This window comes from Paenibacillus paludis, assembly GCF_042610515.1.
GTDB lineage: Bacteria > Bacillota > Bacilli > Paenibacillales > Paenibacillaceae > Paenibacillus_AQ.
The window spans coordinates 158,651-175,313 of the sequence record NZ_JBGJZP010000004.1 but is presented as its reverse complement, the minus strand read 5'-3'; the positions used below and the strand labels follow the sequence as shown (position 1 = coordinate 175,313).

Sequence of the window (16,663 nt, the reverse complement as noted above, 5' to 3'; positions counted from 1 at the left end):
AAGCTTTGTTTTACAGGTCACTTTTAGCCCTTGATCGAGCCAATCATCATTCCCTTGACAAAATAACGCTGCAGGAACGGGTATACGAATACAATTGGAAGTGTAGTGACCACCATAGTCGCTAATTTAATCGACTGTGACGTTACCGTTTTGGTAAGGGCGCTGCCCTGAACGGCAACCATCATCTGGTTTGAACTGGACTGGGCCACAACACGGTACAAATAGGTCTGAATGGGCTGCATACTCTCATTGTTGATATAGATCATCCCTGTAAAATAGTCATTCCATTGATACACACCATGGAATAATGCAATCGTAGCAAGGACGGGCATGGATACCGGCAGTATAATCCGCAGGAAAATCGACCAGTCATTGGCCCCGTCAATCCGGGCCGCCTCTTCCAATCCGTCTGGAATTTCCCTGAAGAAGGTCATCAGGATGATTAGATCGTAGAAGCTGAACAACACTGGAACAATATAAACCCAGAAGTTCTCTAGTAGATGCAGATCCCGCATGAGCAGATAGCTTGGAATGAGCCCCCCCGCAAAGAAGAGAGTTACTGTACCCATCAGAATATAAATTTTGCCTCCGATCAGATCCTTGCGGGAAAGCGCATAAGCTACCATGGCTGTAAAGAATACATGGGCGACTACACCGATTGCGGTCTTAGCCACGGTAATCCACATGGCCCGCATGATGCCAGGGCTTGCGAATACCGCCTCGAAGTTCTTAAAGGTGAACATGCGCGGCCACCAGTAAATATTGCCCAACATGGCATCTTTGCCATCGTTAAAGGCGTTGATCAGCACGTACCAGATAGGATATAGGGTAATGAAACATATACATAACATGAAGACATTGTTGGCTAGATCGAAGATGACTTCGCCCTTTGTTTTGCGATTCAGTGCAAACATGTGCAGGTCCTCCTTGGCCTAAAACAACGATGTGTCGTTGATTTTTTTGGTTACTCGATTGGCAATCAGCAGCAAAATGAGAGCGATAACTGATTTGAACAGCCCGATAGCAGCAGAATAAGAGAAACGCGCCGAAAGTAGGCCGGTCTGGTAAACATAATAATCAATTACATTACTTCTGCTGTCATTAAGCGAATTGCGCAGGACCAGAATCTGGTCAAAGTTGGAGTTCATCACACCGCCGACCGCAAGAATAAACAGGATGCTGATCGTCGATTTGATCGATGGCAAAGTAACATACCACATCTTCTGGAACCTTCCGGCTCCGTCAATCGTTGCTGCTTCATACATCTCGGGAGATACACCGGCGATCGCTGCCAGATAGATGATAGCTGACCAGCCAAGCTCTTTCCAAATATCAGAGGTGATGATGATGGTCCAGAAATACTTGGGCTCAGCCAAGAAAGTAATGGGCTGGTCGATTAAGTGAAGCCCCATCAAGATATGGTTGATGATCCCGACATCCGCCAGCCATGTGGCGAGAATCCCGCCGAGCACTACCCAGGAAAGAAAATGCGGCAGGTAGGAAATCGTCTGAATGGTTTTCTTATACCGGATCGAACGGACTTCATTCAGAAAAAGTGCGAATATGATCGGCAAAGGAAAACCGACAAACAACTTGATTAAACTGATCCCCAGAGTGTTTTTCATGACATTCCCAAAATTATCATCCGCTAGAAACTCCCTAAAGTGGGTAAGACCTACCCAGGGGGCCTCGGAAATCGACTTGACGATGTTGTACTCCTTAAAAGCGATGATGATGCTGTACATTGGAATATAGTTGAAAATGATCATCCAGACCACGCCGAGCAATGCCATTGTCTGCAGATGGCGCTGGGCCAGAAATCTCCTCCAGAATGGCCGTTTGTTACCAAAACCGGTTTCGATTGCCGCAGGAATCAGCGGCCGTTTCGCCGGATTTATTCCGTCGCCTCTTTTGTTCTCCATGATATGGACCTCCAAAACCAATCTATCTATATTTAAAGCGCTTACAGCTCTATGTATTTATTGTAATTGTATTCCGCGTTCCCCGAAAGGCCGCAATTTTCATATTTAGGGGCTCATTTTTCGGATAAGGACGAAATTTAAGATATTTCACAAAAAAAAGAGAAAGGCTTTTTCAGCCTTCCTCATTTGTACAGTCTCTTTAACCCATAATTGCACGGATCGCCACAATCTCTCCCCGGCGCAGATCTTCAGCTTCCGCACCGCGCAGCAGCGCTCCCGAAATAGCGGTAACGGTCCCGTCACGGTAGACCAGTGTAAGGTTCTGGATCACCGCCCGCTCTGCTCCAAAGGTATTGGCCCGTTTGGGGTTGTGATAGGTGATCTCCGTGCCCCCCAGGAAGGTGAACGACAGATTGGCCTGCTCATCGAACAGCCAGCCCGGCAGTGCCGGTGCAAGCGCCAGCGTCAACTCACCATCCTCTACTGTGAACACACGGCTTCCGGCCATCATCGTTCTCCACATGCTCAGGAACTCTGCGGTGGAACCGCTGAGTCTGGCTACAAATCCCCGGCCATGAGTGCCCGGGTCCGGATTTCCGCCCGTAGCTATGAACGAGGAATTCTCCAGGGTGCTGCGCCCGTATACAGCCGGATCGAGGAACGGAATCAGCGAAGTCTTCATTTCACTGAAGAACTCCTCGTACAGCCCTGATTTCAGCAGCTCCAGCAAATATTTATAGGACATATGCAGGAAATTGGACTCCCGCTCCTGCCAGCCCGGAGTAAACGCCCGTATCCGCCCGATATCGTTCGACTCCTGCTCCAGCGAGACCGACGTCCGGTACATCGAAGTGACTGGATCGTATAGACCGGTATTTTTGACTCTGGTATAGATGTCCTTGGCCTGCTCCGGGCTTTCCAGCGTTTTGAGCCAGCGGGTTGGCCCCTCCAGGAAATACGGCAGGGCATAGGCTTCGAACTCTTCCACCACAGCCTTCGGCAAGCCGTAGCCGCTGATTACCGGTTTACCCGCCTCATCCGTCACCGGCTGAAAGCGCACGGCCTCGAACCGGAAATAAGTTGGTGCAAGCCCGCCGCCCATTTCTACGGCTCTATCAATGCCTTCGTTAATTTTGAGCAGGAATTTGCCAAGCGCCTCACGGATGACGGCAAGTGTGACCTCTGCCAATTCACCGGCAATTCCGAACCGGATGCTCTCCCGGTAAGCTTCACGTGCCGAAGCCACAGTATCCCAGTAGCCAAATTGGCTGGTCCCGCCGGCAAGCATAACCGTCACGGCTTGATGCACCCGCTCCAGCAGCAGCGCCATCTCCACCGGAAGCGCTACAGCTTCGGTGCCGTCCCCCCCGTTCTCCAGCGCTTCCAGTAAGAAGAGGATCATCCGTTTCAGCTCGAACGTCTCACTCATCCCTGAACCAAATAATCCGGGCAGCCCGTTCATGGCATCATTCCAGCCTGGTTTGTTGCCCTCCATTTCCACGCCCATGCCGTACGGATCAAGAGTCGCAAATTTGTTCAAGGCAAGCGAGATCATCTTCACGAACAGGTTCGTGCGGTAAATCTCCCCGAACCCGCCTTCCGTGCGCAGCCACTGGGTATCTCCGGCTTTGCGCTGTAGTCTGTGCAGCTTCTCCTCGTCCTCCAGCAGCGAACCGTACTGCCGGACCTTCCCGCCGCTAAGCACATATTTCTCGCTGCGCGGAAGCACATAGGCCGGACTGTCATAGAACGTGTAGGATTCATCCCCGAACAGAAGCTCCTGCTGTTGATCCGGGAATACATCCAGATAACCTTCGACCAGATCAAGATTGTACGTCCAGTGGTCGGACCAGAAGCCTTCGCCAAAGGCAGCCTCTATATTCTGCTGCGACAGGGCAAGCACACCGCTGAGCAATTGCTGTTCGTCTACCTTCAGCGTAACGTTGTGGTCGGCGATGTAATTGATCAGGCGGCCCGGTGTGAAGCGGCCTGCGCATAGCTTCACGAGTTCCTCCCGGTGATCGGCTGCAGCATCGGCAATCCAACCGTTCAGCTTCTCCGCATTCTCCGGCAGCACTTCAAAGCTGGTTCCCTGCACACTGAGCGGATTATAGCCGTCCGCCTGAATCAGGCTGTAGAACATTTTGATGTTGAAGCTGCCGACCTGCGGATGGAAAAATACATCGTTGCGCCGGTTCTGGTTCATATCGCGGAAATTCCCGTTGCCCTGGGAATAATATTCCGGTGCCAGAGAGAAGAAATTATAATCCCGCTCCATATCACCGTGCTTACGCGAGTATAGATGTACGACAAAGCCGTCTCCCCCGTTGTCAAAGATAAACGGATAGCCGCCGCGCAGAAAGTTGTCGAGATAGGACTGACGGCAGTAGGCATCGAACACTGCTGAGGAGGTATGGGTGGCGATATCCGCCGTCAGCCCCTCGGTCAGGCTGGCTGCCTCCTGCGCCTTGGCTGTAATATACTCCTCGCGGCAGATCTCTGCCGATTTCTGATTGATCTTCCCGATCTCGTTGACATGCCCGATGATCGTATTCAGCGTCAGCTTGCCGCCGGGAGCAAGCGTACGTGCTGTACCGCTGAAGCCGCAAGGCACCTTGTTCACCGGATATTGCGGCTGTTCCAGCAGCACTGCAAGTGGCTGTCCGGCAAAGCCGTCCGGGTAGGCAAGCGAGGTGTTTCCGCCAAACACAAGCTCGAAATCTACAATTGGCGCCAGCATTTCCCCCTCCGCTGTGAAGGAAAGGTAGAAATGGCCGTTATTGATTTCACTGATTTCCGCATCATCATTCGTGCTGGAGCGCAGCTTGTAGAATGGAATGCCATTCTCCAGGTTGTATACATCCATCCAACTGCGCAGCAGGTTGCCCATTTCCTTGTAGCCGCTGTTCTCCACACCGTAAGGCAGAATCTCCGGCAACCCGTCCAGCAGCTCAAACTCCAGCTTCTCAGTGCCCGTATTTTCGATTTCCACCCGCCGGATAAGCGCGGCGTAGTCATCATTTGGCAGGTTAAAGTAGTGTACGGTCGTCTTTAATCCATGCCCGGCATGAGCTTCCTCAATGGTTAGCCCGTTCGGCAGGATGGTCATGGTCCGCTTGGCTGCTGGATCAGGACGTGCCGACTGGAACGGCTCATAAATTTCCGGCGTATTACCCAGCTTGATGAAGGTGCGGAAGCCGGAAGACGCTACATTTTTATAAGAAATATTCGCCGGAGAAAATTCCATGATCGGCGAGTTTTTATCCCGTACCCCGAAGCTGCAGACCCCTTGGCCCCGGTTGACATAGAAGGTCCACATCGGAATTCCCTTGAGCCCGGCGAGCCCGGGCAAAAAGCTGGCAAACGGCTTACTCTCGTGAAATTGCTCCATCACAAATTTGCCTGCATCAAAATAAGATTTACTCATGACAAGCCCTCCTAAAAGTTTTGTGAGCTTATGCTTCCTGAATTAGCTTCGTACAAAACTCGCTTCGGAAGCATTTGCTTAAGTTTTGTGAGCTTATGCTGACCTACGAGAGGACATGCGTGACGATGGAGTGCGGCGCCAGGCGGCATTCGGCCAGCTCTGCACCCAGACCCAGGGTCAGGGAACGTTCTTCCTCGCTCTCATTCATCAGCACCACGGCAATGCTGCCGTCCGGATTGCGGAAAGCTGTGGAAAGCACACCTTCTGCAGTGGATTCCAGCCCGATCCGCACAGCACCCGGAGCGATAAATTTACTGAAATGCCCGATGTAATAATAAGAGCTGTTATAGTGCACCTCGTCCGTCGTCGTATCGGCAATGATCGGAGCATCGCAGAAATTGCCTACATGGTTTGGTCCTCCAGTCTCATCCAGCACCAGATTCCAGTCCAAATACCCTTCGGTCCAGGCGTTAAGATCACCGATCATATTCCGCCCGTAGCGTTCTCCTGTGAACCACTCTCCAAGCCGTACGCCGCCCTCCTGGCAGCCTTCCGTGAACAGCAGATGCTTATCCGGGAAAAGCTCATGCACCTTGGCCACCTTGTCGAATTCCTCACCGCCGTACCAGTGAAGACCGCTGCCCCATACATATTGCGCCGCTTCGGGATCGGATAGGATAGGTGTTACACGTTCGACCATAATATCGCGGTTGTGGTCCCAAATCACGATATTCACATCCGCCAATCCCGCTTTGTGCATGACCGGTCCGAGGTGATTTTTAACAAAATCCCGTTCCTCTTCCGCGCTGTAGACACAAGAATCCCATGTCTGAACAGCTGCCGGCTCATTCTGAACCGAGACCGCCCATACCGGAATGCCCTCTTTGCGGTAGGCTTCAATGAACTTTGTATAATAACGCGCCCAGGCATCCCCGTATTCCGGTTTCAGCGAACCGCCGTTATTCATCTCCCCGTTCGTCTTCATCCATGCCGGAGGGCTCCAGGGAGAAGCCAACATCGTGAAAGGTCCGCCTTTTACTTCCATGGCATCCTTGATCAGCGGCAGCACCCACTTATGGTCATGGGAGATGTCAAAGGTAGCCAGCTCTGTATCATGGTCCTGCACATAAGTGTAATTGCCGAGTGCGAAGTCACAGCTATGAATATGCACGCGGCCCATACTGTAATTCAATCCCTCAACAGGGTGAAAATAGCGGTGTATAACCTCTGCACGTTTGCCCGGACTCATACGCGATAAAGTATAGGCCGCCGCTTCAGTGAAAGCGCCACCAAAACCTATCATCTTTTGAAATTCCACCTCGGGCTGCAGCTGCACATCGGCCTGCTGTCCGGCAATCCGGGCTTTAAACTGGATTCCCTCCTTCGGACTTAAACGTTCTCCTGTTTCTTTGGCAGTTACTACTGTGCTTGCCTTTGTCATTTTGTCTGTCTCCTTTTGGATAAATTATGAATGCTATGATAATCGAAACCGGTTTCGATTATTTCGAAAAAAAAGCGCACCGAGGCGAACTTCCTTTTATTCATTGCCTGGCGGTGCGCAGGAATCCCGCACGACCACTTCGACGGGAAGCACAAGCGCTTCCATTTCTTGCCGATTGCCGTCGATCGAAGCCAGAAGAATCTCAGCCGCCCGGGTTCCGAGATTAGCCGTATCTTGCCTAATAGTCGTCAGAGCTGGAGTAACATACCGGGCAAGCTCAATATCATCGTAACCCATAACGGAAATATCCGCCGGTACCGCCAGCCCCTTGTCTTTGGCTGCCATAACCGCGCCTAACGCCAGCAAGTCACCCGAAGCAAAGACGGCTGTCGGGCGTTCCGGCAGTTCAAGAAGACTCTGCATCGCGGCATAGCCGCTCTCCAGGGAATAAAAAGCCCCCACTGAAACATACCCCTCCTGCACCTCAAGCCCGTGCTGCTTCATTGCAGCCTTATATCCATTCTCTCGCTGTTTGCCCGGGAATGTATTCTCTCCCCCGGATATATGAGCGATTCTCCGGTGTCCCAAAGAAGTCAGGTATTCCACCGCCTGCAGCGCACCGGCAATATTGTCCGAGCAGACCGTATGTGACTGCGTTGTTTCATAATCCAGTATAACCGTGGGAATATTGCTCTCCAGCAGCTCCTGAAAATAAGGATCTTCATAATCAGAGAGAAACACCACGACTCCGTCCACGCCATGAATCCGGCAATTTTCCAAATACCCGCTTTGCTTGCCGCCGACATCCTTGGAGATAAACATCAGGGCATACCCTTTGGCCACAGCAACCTGCTTGAAGCTCTCAATCACCGCGCCGAAAAACGGATGACGGATACCGACACCTGTGCCCTCTACGAACAGCACGCCAAGGGTCCATGATTTCTTCGTAGTCAGCGTGCGTGCATGTGCATTGGGCAAATAGCCCATCTCACGGGCAGTCCGCAGAATCTCCTGGCGCGTCTTCTCCCGCACATCGGAGTAGTTATTAAATGCCTTTGATACCGTAGTTGGAGAGTAACCGGTTCTTTTGGCAATATCATATATAGTTGTCATTCCGGTGCACTCCCCCCGGCTCAAATGAAAGCCCTTTATTTGTTCACTGCCATTCTAACGTCTTTCCGCACGTCCGTCCAGCATAAAATATTCCTGTACCGCAGGCAGCAGTGTAACAGCCTGAATCAGCAGGCCCAAGCTGGTATAGACCACATGGACAATGGATACGGCGTTCATCATGTAGGTCTGCACCATAATCCAGATAATTTGCCCGAAGCCGATATAGAGCGAAAGTGCCCACGCACTATGCAGTGTCCTGAACGGATTCAACGGGGCCGCCCACTTCCAATCCGGCTTCTTGACTAGACCATACAGCACCAGCAGCGGCAGAAGTCCAAAGATCACCAGCAGCAGAATGCCAGGGATTGCAAAATTCTCAAAGGGCGATCTTTCCAGCACGGAAGACGGCATCCCGATCATTTCACCACTGGGGTCTGCCAGCAGCACCAGTCCTCCCCCTATCGCTCCGACTCCCAGGAAAGCCTGAAGAATATACAGTAAAATTACAGCACCCGGTCTTTTCCCGGCTTGTGTCATTGCTAATCCCCCGCATTCATCGTCCCAAAATATCGATCTAAACTTGCTTTGAGTAGATTTTACAGGTTCTCCCTCCACCCCGCTAAGACAGATGTCACAAATTAGGGAATCTGCGAATTTTTATGCTTGCGGTGTGAACAGACGCACTTTACGTTATACTAAAGTTATTATCTGTTGAACAGGAAGTCTTTACTAATCCATAAAAAATGAGGGGACCGGGTGACGCTGGCAAAGCATCATCCACACATGCCTATGACCGATACGAACCAGCCTTTATCCAAACAATGCGCCTACTGCCATAAACTAAAACCACTTGCCGAATTCCGCCGGCGGACCGGAAAACGCTCCAAGGGCCAGTCCCGCCGCGGGGCCTGCCGGGAATGCCGCAAGGCCCGCGAAGCGGGATCCACTCCTGCACTGCTCCGCGGTATGGGAGCTGTGTCTGTGTCCGCTGTTTCAGCTCAGACTTCCGAACCCGGACCTGTACCTGCGTCCCGCCGGCCACCGGCCCCATCGGCCCCGGCTCCTGCAGCTTCCAAACCGCCTGTACCCAAAACCCATCTGCACTCCTTGCCGGAGCGCTCCAAGGAGGGTAAGGCCGCAACCCTTACCTCTGCAGTCAAGGGAAAGACGCGTCCGCGCGGAGCCGAGCAGCGGCGGAAATCGCCGCAGCCGTTCGGACCGAAGCCCGATCCGCAGGACGCCTCTGCCCTGATCCCTTCATTTAAGGGGATGATTCTGATGCGCGGACATAGCGACAAGGGCCGCCGCTGGCACCAGGAAATCGATCTGGAGCTGGCTGTGACCCTTGTCAGAGAGCATGCCGCAGTAGTTGTGAACCGCCGCACGATTCGCCGCCTGTACAGCAATAAGGATTTTCGGGCGTTAATTCTAAACAGGGACAACTATACTTGTCATTTCTGCGGCTTGTACGGAGACACTATTGACCACTTGCTGCCGCGCGCCAAAGGCGGCCACACCACTCCTGACAACTGCGTCTGTGCCTGCAATCAATGCAACCAGACAAAAGCGGACCAATATGTAGAAGAATTTATGGGCCGTTAAGAGCAGCGGGGCAGCTTTAGAAATCCACCTGCTGATCAAGCTTGCTCTACCCGGCTCCATTCCACTCACACCCCTAAATTTTTACCAGTTTATAACATGTTCTATTGTATTGTTCAATTCAAGCAGAACTTGCTCTTCTCTCCAATGATCAACACCAAGTGCCTAAACAACAATAAACGCTCCTTCCGCCGGTGGCTGCTGTGCTGTTGGGCAGTAGTAGCCAGGCGAGAGGAGCGCTATTGAAAGTTAAAAATAGGGATGCAACGACTTGTTCATTCAGCTGGTAATATTCTTAACCCGGCCGACTTGTCCGTCCGTCAGCCGCACCTTGATGCCGTGCGGATGGCGGGGCGAATTGGTCAAAATATCTTTGACCGTGCCATGCGTAAGTTTGCCTGTTGGCTGGTCTTGCTTGAGTACAATATCCACCTCAAGTCCGGGGCGGATGTCTGCTCTGGATTGCCCGCTCATGATGTTCTCCCCTTTCATAGGTTATAATGGAGTCAACAATTACTGAAAAGAATAGGGATGAGGACAGCTATGGCCTTCGGAATTAACAGAGAAGAATTAACCCGGTGGAAACAGGCAGTCTCGGCAGGAGAGATCGCTTTTCTGACGCATTATTGGATTGACCCGCGCTTTCCGGGAATTACTACAGTGACTAAAGTAGGCTGCAGTGACCTGCCCCGTCTAAAACGCTGGTGTAAGGAGAAGGGTCTTCCGCCGCAGTATATCCACAACCGCAAACCCTTCCCCCATTTCGATCTTATGGGTCCGAAACAGCCGGAAATACTCCGGCAGGAGGGATTATGGGAGCAGTTGGAGCGGTTCCGCATGATTTGAAATAATACCGTATTTGCGTGGCCCGATTACTTCTTGTTCCGCAGATCCTTCATAATCTGGCGCCCGGTAGGGGTCTGAGCCAAGCCGCCCCCTGCCGTTTCACGGTGCTTCTCAGGCATAGCGGAACCGACTTCCAGCATTACCTTGATCACTTCGTCCGAAGGGATTACGCTGCGCACGCCGGCCAGCGCCATATCCGCTGCGGCGAGTGCCGTAACGGCACCAAAGCCGTTGCGCACAATGCAGGGAATTTCCACAAGGCCACCCACAGGATCACAGATTAGGCCGAGTGTATTTTTGAGTGCCAAACCGACAGCATGTACTGCCTGTGCCGGGGTTCCGCCGCGCAGCTCGGTCAGCGCTCCCGCAGCCATCCCGATCGCCGAACCAACCTCTGCCTGACAGCCGCCTTCCGCACCGGATACAAAGGAGTTATTGGCGATCACGTAACCAATGGCACCGGCGGCGAACAAGCCCGACACCATATAATCATCGTCCCAGCCAAACCGCTCCTGGCAGCTGAGAAATACACCGGGAATGATACCGCAAGAACCTGCGGTCGGCGTGGCAATAATGCGGCCCATGGACGCATTCACTTCAGATACAGCCAGCGCATAGGCCATCGCGGTACCGGCAGATCCGCCAAGACACGGTTCATCTGCCGCATTGTAGGCAGCAACCCGCTGCGCATCAAGGCCGGTCAGACCGCTGCGCGAGGTGGTATCTTCGTGCATGCCGCGGTGCACCGCCTCTTTCATCACTCCGTAGTACTGGCTCATCGTGGCGAACTCCTGCTCTGTGGAACGTCCGGACTCTGCGCTTTGCTCCTCAAGCATAAGCTGGCCGATACCCAAACCCCGTTCCTCGCATAGTACCGCCAACTGGCTTAATGTTTGAAAATTCATGATGAGCTATCCTTCCCTTTCTTTACTTGCGTTGGTTCGTTTAAATCAACAACCTTTACCGACTTCACGGCCGGCAGGCCCGCCAGATCTTTGAGCAGCTCTGCTGTGGCTGGCTCATCCAGCTCCAGCACTGTCAAAGCCGCACCGCTGCGGTTCTTGCGGTCCAGGGACATATGTCCGATATTAAACTGGCCTTTGCGCATTACATCGGTAACACTCGCGAGTACTCCCAAATAGTCCATATGGTTAATCAGCACTGTCGGATACATTCCCGTAAGCTTAACCCCGAAGCCGTCGATATCTACAATTTCAATATTGCCGCCGCCAATCGAGATCCCCGTAAGCGTCATTTCTGTTCCGGTCTCCCGGCCGACAAGACGCAGGCGAACCGTATTGGGGTGGGGAAACAGCCCCGTTCCCTGCCGGAAGGAAATCTCCATCCCGTCCTCTTGCGCAAGCTCGATAGAATCAGGCAGACGGTGGTCATCCGTAGCGAAATCCAGCAGGCCACCGGCAATTGCCCGGTCTGTGCCATGCCCCTGATAGGTTGCGGCAAAGGAACCGAAGAAAATGACCTCAGCCTCGCCCGGCACTTCACCAAGCACCTGACGGGCTGCTCTGCCAATCCGGGCCGCTCCCGCAGTATGCGAACTGGAAGGCCCGACCATCGCCGGGCCGATAATTGAGAATACATCTTTAAAGCGCATAGTTCAGATCGCCACCTATCAAAATTCGACAATATACTCACATATATTATACTGCACGAATGCAGAAGCTACACTATTACATTGGTATGTCACCTTACGATAGATCATTATCAGGGCCGATGCTCTGAAATCTCTCCGCCTGATTAAGTATCCTGTGAGAAAAGAACAATCCCATCGCGTTCCTGCCAGCCGATGCCCGACCAGAAGCTGCGGCCCAGCTCATTCCCCTCAATAACCATCAAGTGGCATTTCACAATGCCGGCTTCCCGCAATCTGCCTAGACAACGGGAGACCAGTTCACGGCCGACTCCTGCTCCGCGGCATTCTCCGCTGACAGCTACATGATACATATACCCTCTGCGCCCGTCATGTCCGCACATTGCAGTCCCGGCAATTTTGCCCGCTTCATTCTCGCAGACTAGACTCAGTCCGGGGTTCCGCTCCAGATAACGGACAATTTCTTCCCGGGAGTCAGCCTGGCTGAGGTTCATGCCTGTAGTATTCCCCCATAAAAGATACGCTTCCTCATAATCATCTGCAACCATTGCTCTGTACTTCAATATTCCTCCCCCGTTTCCATTGTTCATTGTATGTAGGGATAAGCCTTCTTGCACATGTGTTCCAGCTCCTCTTGACGAAGCCCGCCAAGGTCCAGCAGCACCTCATAAGGATCGCCTTCCAGCTTCAGCAGTCTCGCAAAAGCCGGTTCCGTCTTCATTCCGCCTGACTTCAGCAAAATAATTTCTTCGCGGAAACTTTCCCCCAGCAGATCCAATATCCGCCCCTCTACCAGCATATGCAGCCAAGCGTTCTGCTGCCGCGCTGGCTTGGCTTGCCCGAACAATTCAATCGGCCAGCCTCCGGCATGAAAATTAATCTTGGTGCGTGTTATTCCCCCAACCACCCGGGTTACGGCGGAATATCCGGTCCAATGCCCGAAATAACCGTGAACCTTGGCGGTAAAGCGCATGGGGTCATGTACCTCGCAGATCAGATCGAGATCGCTGCCTTCCACTTGAATTCCCAGAGGTATCGTACCTGCAAGCAGCGGTTCATAGTCCGCAAGAAGCTCCATAATCCGCAGTTCCTGAAGCAGATTGTATACCTCTCGTTGAAGTACCGTGCCCTGCTGCAAATAGGCAATATTGAACCAGTTCACACGATCCGCCATACGTTCCTCCCAGGTAATATATCATAATTTTTTTCATAGAATGCAAGATTTGTCCCCCTGATCATTGCCCGCTTCAAATGCCGGATTCACACTGCGGAAGCGCACGCTTTCCTGGGCGCATGCATAAAAATATACGAATGACAGCATCCAAGGAGGATAACCGCGATATGAATCCCACTTACCCCTATTATGGGGAACAGACGGTATGCTGCAAGCAGCCCATTGCCTTTCCGCCGCAGCATCAGAACCGCCAGCCGGGCCTTGAAAGTCTGATGAACCCCCGCCCGATCAGCGAAAATCCTGAGAGCTTCGGCAGCCGAAAGCTGGAAGGCAAGGTGGCGCTGATTACCGGAGGGGACAGCGGCATCGGCAAGGCGGCGGCCATCGCATTTGCCAGGGAAGGGGCTGATGTAGCCATTGCCTATCTGTACGAAGCCTCGGATGCCGAAGTCACACAGCAGCGCATTGAACAATTGGGCCGCCGTTGCCTGCGGATCGAAACTGATTTGCGGCATAAGCAAAACTGCTTCCATGCCGTAGAGCAGACAGTACAGACCTTTGGCAAGCTGGATATCCTCGTCAATAACCATGGCGTGCAGTATCCGCAGAAGAGCATTCTCGATATTTCAGAAGAACAGCTGCTCCAGACCTTTCATACCAACATTATTCCGTTCTTTTACCTGACACAGGCCGCACTTCCACATTTGAAAAAAGGCAGCTCCATCATAAACACTGCCTCAATCACCGCTTACCAGGGCCACAAAGAGCTCATCGATTATTCAACCACCAAAGGTGCCATCGTCACCTTTACACGCTCTCTTGCCCTTTCGCTCGCTGATACCGGAATCCGTGTCAACAGTGTCGCCCCCGGGCCGGTCTGGACACCGCTCATTTCCTCCAGCTACTCCGCTGCCGAGGTCAGCGTCTTCGGAACGGATACTCCGCTCCGGCGTGCGGCTCAGCCTTATGAATTGGCCGGAGCCTATGTCTATCTGGCCAGTTCCGATTCTTCTTATGTCACAGGCACATGTATTCATGTTAATGGAGGGGACATGGTCACAAGCTGAGCTGCCTCCGGCAGAGGCCCTAAGTCCGCCATAGTAGCGTTAATCCCACCCTGAAAGGAAGTTTTAGGATGAATAAAATCAAGGATTACGATCTTCCGTCCGTCCGCCTATCCGCAGGCATGTACGCACTGGCGAAACTCTCCGCCGCCGGTCTGACCTTTATGCTCGTCTCCCTGCTGATGCTGTTCTTTCCGCACGAAGGCGGAGTGCCGGAAGGCTGGCCGATATCGGTGCCTTATGCCATTTACGCTTATGGACTGCCGGCGGCACTGCTGGCAGATCTGCTGCTGCGCATGTTCCGTTCGTCTTCGCTCGGGCCGTCACTGGTCCTGTATGCGGCTGCCGGCTTTGGCGCAGGTCTGTGGCTGGCCTCGGAGCAGGGCGGAGAAGCCATGACCTGCGGCATCTACGGCATAGCTGTACTCCTGGTATTCCGGCTCGCCCAGGTAGCCGGCGAGCGGCAGCCGCTGCTGCTTCCTGTATTCGCGCTATTCATCCCGCTGCTCTGCCTGCTGCTGCTTTAGCCTGCAGGCAGTTGCACCGGGTGCCGGACCGGCATGCATCCGGCAAGATAGTGTGATCAGGCTTCTCCACACAGCTTCCTGCAATCAGAGTGCTTCAATGATATCCCCGGCAATTAATGCCGCCGGATGATGCCGCAGGCGGGCTGCCCGTTCTCCGGCCAGTCCGTGCAGATACACGCCAAAAGCCGCAGCCTGTACGGCATTCAGCCCTTGAGCCAGCAGTCCGGAAATGATGCCTGTCAGCACATCGCCCGCTCCGCCGGTTCCCATACCCGGATGGCCTGTGACATTTACATAGGCTTGTCCTTCAGGCGTTGCAATAACTGTATGCGCCCCTTTCAGCACAAGCACCACGCCATGCTCCCGGGCATAGTCCAATGCCAGACCGATCCGGTCGCGCTGCACTTCTGCCGTGGGAAGACCTGCCAGCCGGGCCATTTCTCCCGGATGCGGCGTCAAGATCACAGGCCCCCGGCGGGTCCAGGAGCTGTAATCGGCATCAGCCAGGATGTTTAAAGCATCGGCATCGATGACCAGGGGCGTTTCCGTCCTCTCCCAAATCGTGCGGAGCCAATCCGTATCGCCCTCGAACCGGCCAAGGCCAGGACCAACGGCGATAACCTCCTTTCCGGCACCCAGCCGCAGCACCTCTGCGGCCGTGCCTGCTTTCCAGGTGCCATCCTCTGCGCTGCCGGCTGCAGCCAGCATCATTTCAGGGGCGGCACCGATCACATAGGGCAGCAGCCCGCCGGGCAGTGCCCAGGTAACCAAGCCGCAACCCGCCCGCAGCGCAGCCCGGGCGGAGAGCAGGCCTGCACCGCTCATGGCCAGGCTTCCGCCGGCCAGCAGGACATGCCCGTAAGTGCCCTTGTGGCCTTCGGGCGAGCGGCGGCGCGACACGTCGATCTGAAGACGTGTCCGCAGCACCTCCGGCGTCAGCAGGCAAGCCTGCACGCCGTGTTCCCGGGCCAAGGCAGCCGGAATGCCGATGGAGCGGACCACCACATGCCCGGCTGCTCCCGCGCCGGGATATTGCACCAGCCCGCGTTTGAGAAACGCGAGGCAGACTGTCACTGCTGCATGAATGCACGGCTCATGCAGCTCGCCAGTGTCCGCGTTCAGCCCGCTCGGGATGTCCGCGGACACCACCGGTTTGCCGCTGCCGTTCGCGGCGGCAATCAGCTCCGCATAGGCACCGCGCGGGGCCCCCGCGCTGCCGGTGCCGAGCAGCGCATCCACGATGCCGCTGCATGCGGCAAAGTCCGGCCGGTCCACGCCGTAGACGGCGGCGGGCAGGCCCATGGCTGCAGCGGCATCCCGCTGCAGCGCGGCTTCGCCGGCCAGCGACTCCGGCGCGGCCGCGTACACCAGCGTGACGGCGAGGCCCGCCTCACGCAGATGCCTGGCGGCGGCGAGGCCGTCGCCGCCGTTATTGCCTTTGCCGACGAGAATCAGCCAGTGCTCGGCTTCGGCAGAGTCCAGGGTCAGCGCAGCATCGCCGCTGACTGTGAATCCCGGCAGCTGAATCCCCGGGCCGCCGCTTCCCTGGATGGCAGCAACACCTCTGCCGCTGCCACGCCCTGCTCCCGGTTCCTCGTCTCTGCCGTTCTCTGCACCCGGTCCCCCGTTTATATAGCCGCCGCGCCCCGCTATAACAGCATCAGCCCAGCCGTTTCCCGTTCCGGCCCGTCCACCGTTCCGGTCTTCTCCGCCTGCGCCTCCGCCGTGCCTGCTACGGCACAGCGCAATAACCTCCTCGGCGATGGCCCGACCTGCATTCTCCATCAGCGCAACCGCCGGAATGCTCAAACCCTCAATCGTTTTGCGGTCCAATTGCCGCATCTGCTCAGCAGTTACCAGATCCATGACTCGCACCCCTTTCGCTACATGTCCATCGCAATAAAGGGTAAGCCTTACGGCATAAAATGCAATAAGTCTTAC

The 16,663-nt window shown here is 54.3% G+C and carries 16 protein-coding genes; 4 read left to right on the top strand and 12 right to left on the bottom strand.

Annotated elements, in window-relative coordinates; translation table 11 throughout:
• Window positions 1–23: 23 nt before the first annotated feature.
• The 6 genes from ACAN56_RS09505 to ACAN56_RS09480 form a co-directional block, all read right to left on the bottom strand.
• Complete coding sequence (locus tag ACAN56_RS09505; protein WP_038585257.1) at window positions 24–914, bottom strand: carbohydrate ABC transporter permease; 891 nt, start codon at window positions 912–914, stop codon at window positions 24–26.
• 18 nt (window positions 915–932) lie between these two features.
• Window positions 933–1,922: an ABC transporter permease gene (locus ACAN56_RS09500; protein WP_038585255.1), complete on the bottom strand. Its 990-nt coding sequence runs from the start codon at window positions 1,920–1,922 to the stop codon at window positions 933–935.
• A 199-nt stretch (window positions 1,923–2,121) separates the two neighbouring features.
• Complete coding sequence (locus tag ACAN56_RS09495; RefSeq protein WP_379142277.1) at window positions 2,122–5,349, bottom strand: cellobiose phosphorylase; 3,228 nt, start codon at window positions 5,347–5,349, stop codon at window positions 2,122–2,124.
• 103 nt (window positions 5,350–5,452) lie between these two features.
• Window positions 5,453–6,790 carry a glycoside hydrolase family 30 protein gene (locus ACAN56_RS09490; RefSeq protein WP_379142275.1) on the bottom strand — a complete coding sequence of 446 codons (1,338 nt, stop codon included), beginning with the start codon at window positions 6,788–6,790 and terminating at the stop codon, window positions 5,453–5,455.
• A 96-nt stretch (window positions 6,791–6,886) separates the two neighbouring features.
• Window positions 6,887–7,903: a LacI family DNA-binding transcriptional regulator gene (locus tag ACAN56_RS09485; protein WP_038585246.1), complete on the bottom strand. Its 1,017-nt coding sequence runs from the start codon at window positions 7,901–7,903 to the stop codon at window positions 6,887–6,889.
• Window positions 7,904–7,957: 54 nt separating this feature from the next.
• Window positions 7,958–8,440 carry a hypothetical protein gene (locus ACAN56_RS09480; RefSeq protein ID WP_038585243.1) on the bottom strand — a complete coding sequence of 161 codons (483 nt, stop codon included), beginning with the start codon at window positions 8,438–8,440 and terminating at the stop codon, window positions 7,958–7,960.
• A 219-nt stretch (window positions 8,441–8,659) separates the two neighbouring features.
• On the opposite strand from ACAN56_RS09480, the gene ACAN56_RS09475 reads away from it, so the two are divergent.
• A complete protein-coding gene (locus ACAN56_RS09475) occupies window positions 8,660–9,505 on the top strand; it encodes an HNH endonuclease (RefSeq protein ID WP_379142272.1) in 846 nt (281 codons plus the stop codon).
• Between the two features lie 276 nt (window positions 9,506–9,781).
• Here the strand turns inward: ACAN56_RS09475 and ACAN56_RS09470 are convergent, their stop codons facing one another.
• On the bottom strand, window positions 9,782–9,976 hold the full coding sequence (locus ACAN56_RS09470) for a YwbE family protein (RefSeq protein WP_038585239.1): 195 nt from the start codon (window positions 9,974–9,976) through the stop codon (window positions 9,782–9,784).
• 69 nt (window positions 9,977–10,045) lie between these two features.
• Here ACAN56_RS09470 and ACAN56_RS09465 point away from each other — a divergent pair, with 69 nt between their 5' ends.
• On the top strand, window positions 10,046–10,348 hold the full coding sequence (locus ACAN56_RS09465) for a hypothetical protein (RefSeq protein ID WP_038585236.1): 303 nt from the start codon (window positions 10,046–10,048) through the stop codon (window positions 10,346–10,348).
• A gap of 26 nt (window positions 10,349–10,374) precedes the next feature.
• Here the strand turns inward: ACAN56_RS09465 and sdaAA are convergent, their stop codons facing one another.
• The 4 genes from sdaAA to ACAN56_RS09445 form a co-directional block, all read right to left on the bottom strand.
• A complete protein-coding gene (gene sdaAA / locus ACAN56_RS09460; RefSeq protein ID WP_038585233.1) occupies window positions 10,375–11,253 on the bottom strand; it encodes an L-serine ammonia-lyase, iron-sulfur-dependent, subunit alpha in 879 nt (292 codons plus the stop codon).
• Window positions 11,250–11,960 (bottom strand): L-serine ammonia-lyase, iron-sulfur-dependent subunit beta, encoded by a 711-nt coding sequence (sdaAB, locus tag ACAN56_RS09455; protein ID WP_340895185.1) that lies wholly within the window; start codon window positions 11,958–11,960, stop codon window positions 11,250–11,252. Before sdaAB ends, sdaAA begins: the two co-directional genes overlap by 4 nt.
• Before the next feature lie 143 nt (window positions 11,961–12,103).
• Window positions 12,104–12,520, bottom strand: coding sequence for a GNAT family N-acetyltransferase (locus ACAN56_RS09450; protein WP_340895187.1), 417 nt, complete (start codon window positions 12,518–12,520; stop codon window positions 12,104–12,106).
• 23 nt (window positions 12,521–12,543) lie between these two features.
• Window positions 12,544–13,131 (bottom strand): DUF4269 domain-containing protein, encoded by a 588-nt coding sequence (locus tag ACAN56_RS09445; RefSeq protein WP_379142267.1) that lies wholly within the window; start codon window positions 13,129–13,131, stop codon window positions 12,544–12,546.
• A 167-nt stretch (window positions 13,132–13,298) separates the two neighbouring features.
• Here ACAN56_RS09445 and ACAN56_RS09440 point away from each other — a divergent pair, with 167 nt between their 5' ends.
• Both ACAN56_RS09440 and ACAN56_RS09435 read left to right on the top strand, forming a co-directional pair.
• Window positions 13,299–14,198, top strand: a complete 900-nt coding sequence (locus ACAN56_RS09440; RefSeq protein WP_379142265.1) for an SDR family oxidoreductase — start codon at window positions 13,299–13,301, stop codon at window positions 14,196–14,198.
• Between the two features lie 68 nt (window positions 14,199–14,266).
• Window positions 14,267–14,722, top strand: coding sequence for a hypothetical protein (locus ACAN56_RS09435; protein ID WP_038585218.1), 456 nt, complete (start codon window positions 14,267–14,269; stop codon window positions 14,720–14,722).
• Window positions 14,723–14,806: 84 nt separating this feature from the next.
• On the opposite strand, the gene ACAN56_RS09430 is transcribed toward ACAN56_RS09435, so the two are convergent.
• Window positions 14,807–16,588 (bottom strand): NAD(P)H-hydrate dehydratase, encoded by a 1,782-nt coding sequence (locus ACAN56_RS09430; protein ID WP_379142263.1) that lies wholly within the window; start codon window positions 16,586–16,588, stop codon window positions 14,807–14,809.
• Between the last annotated feature and the right edge of the window lie 75 nt (window positions 16,589–16,663).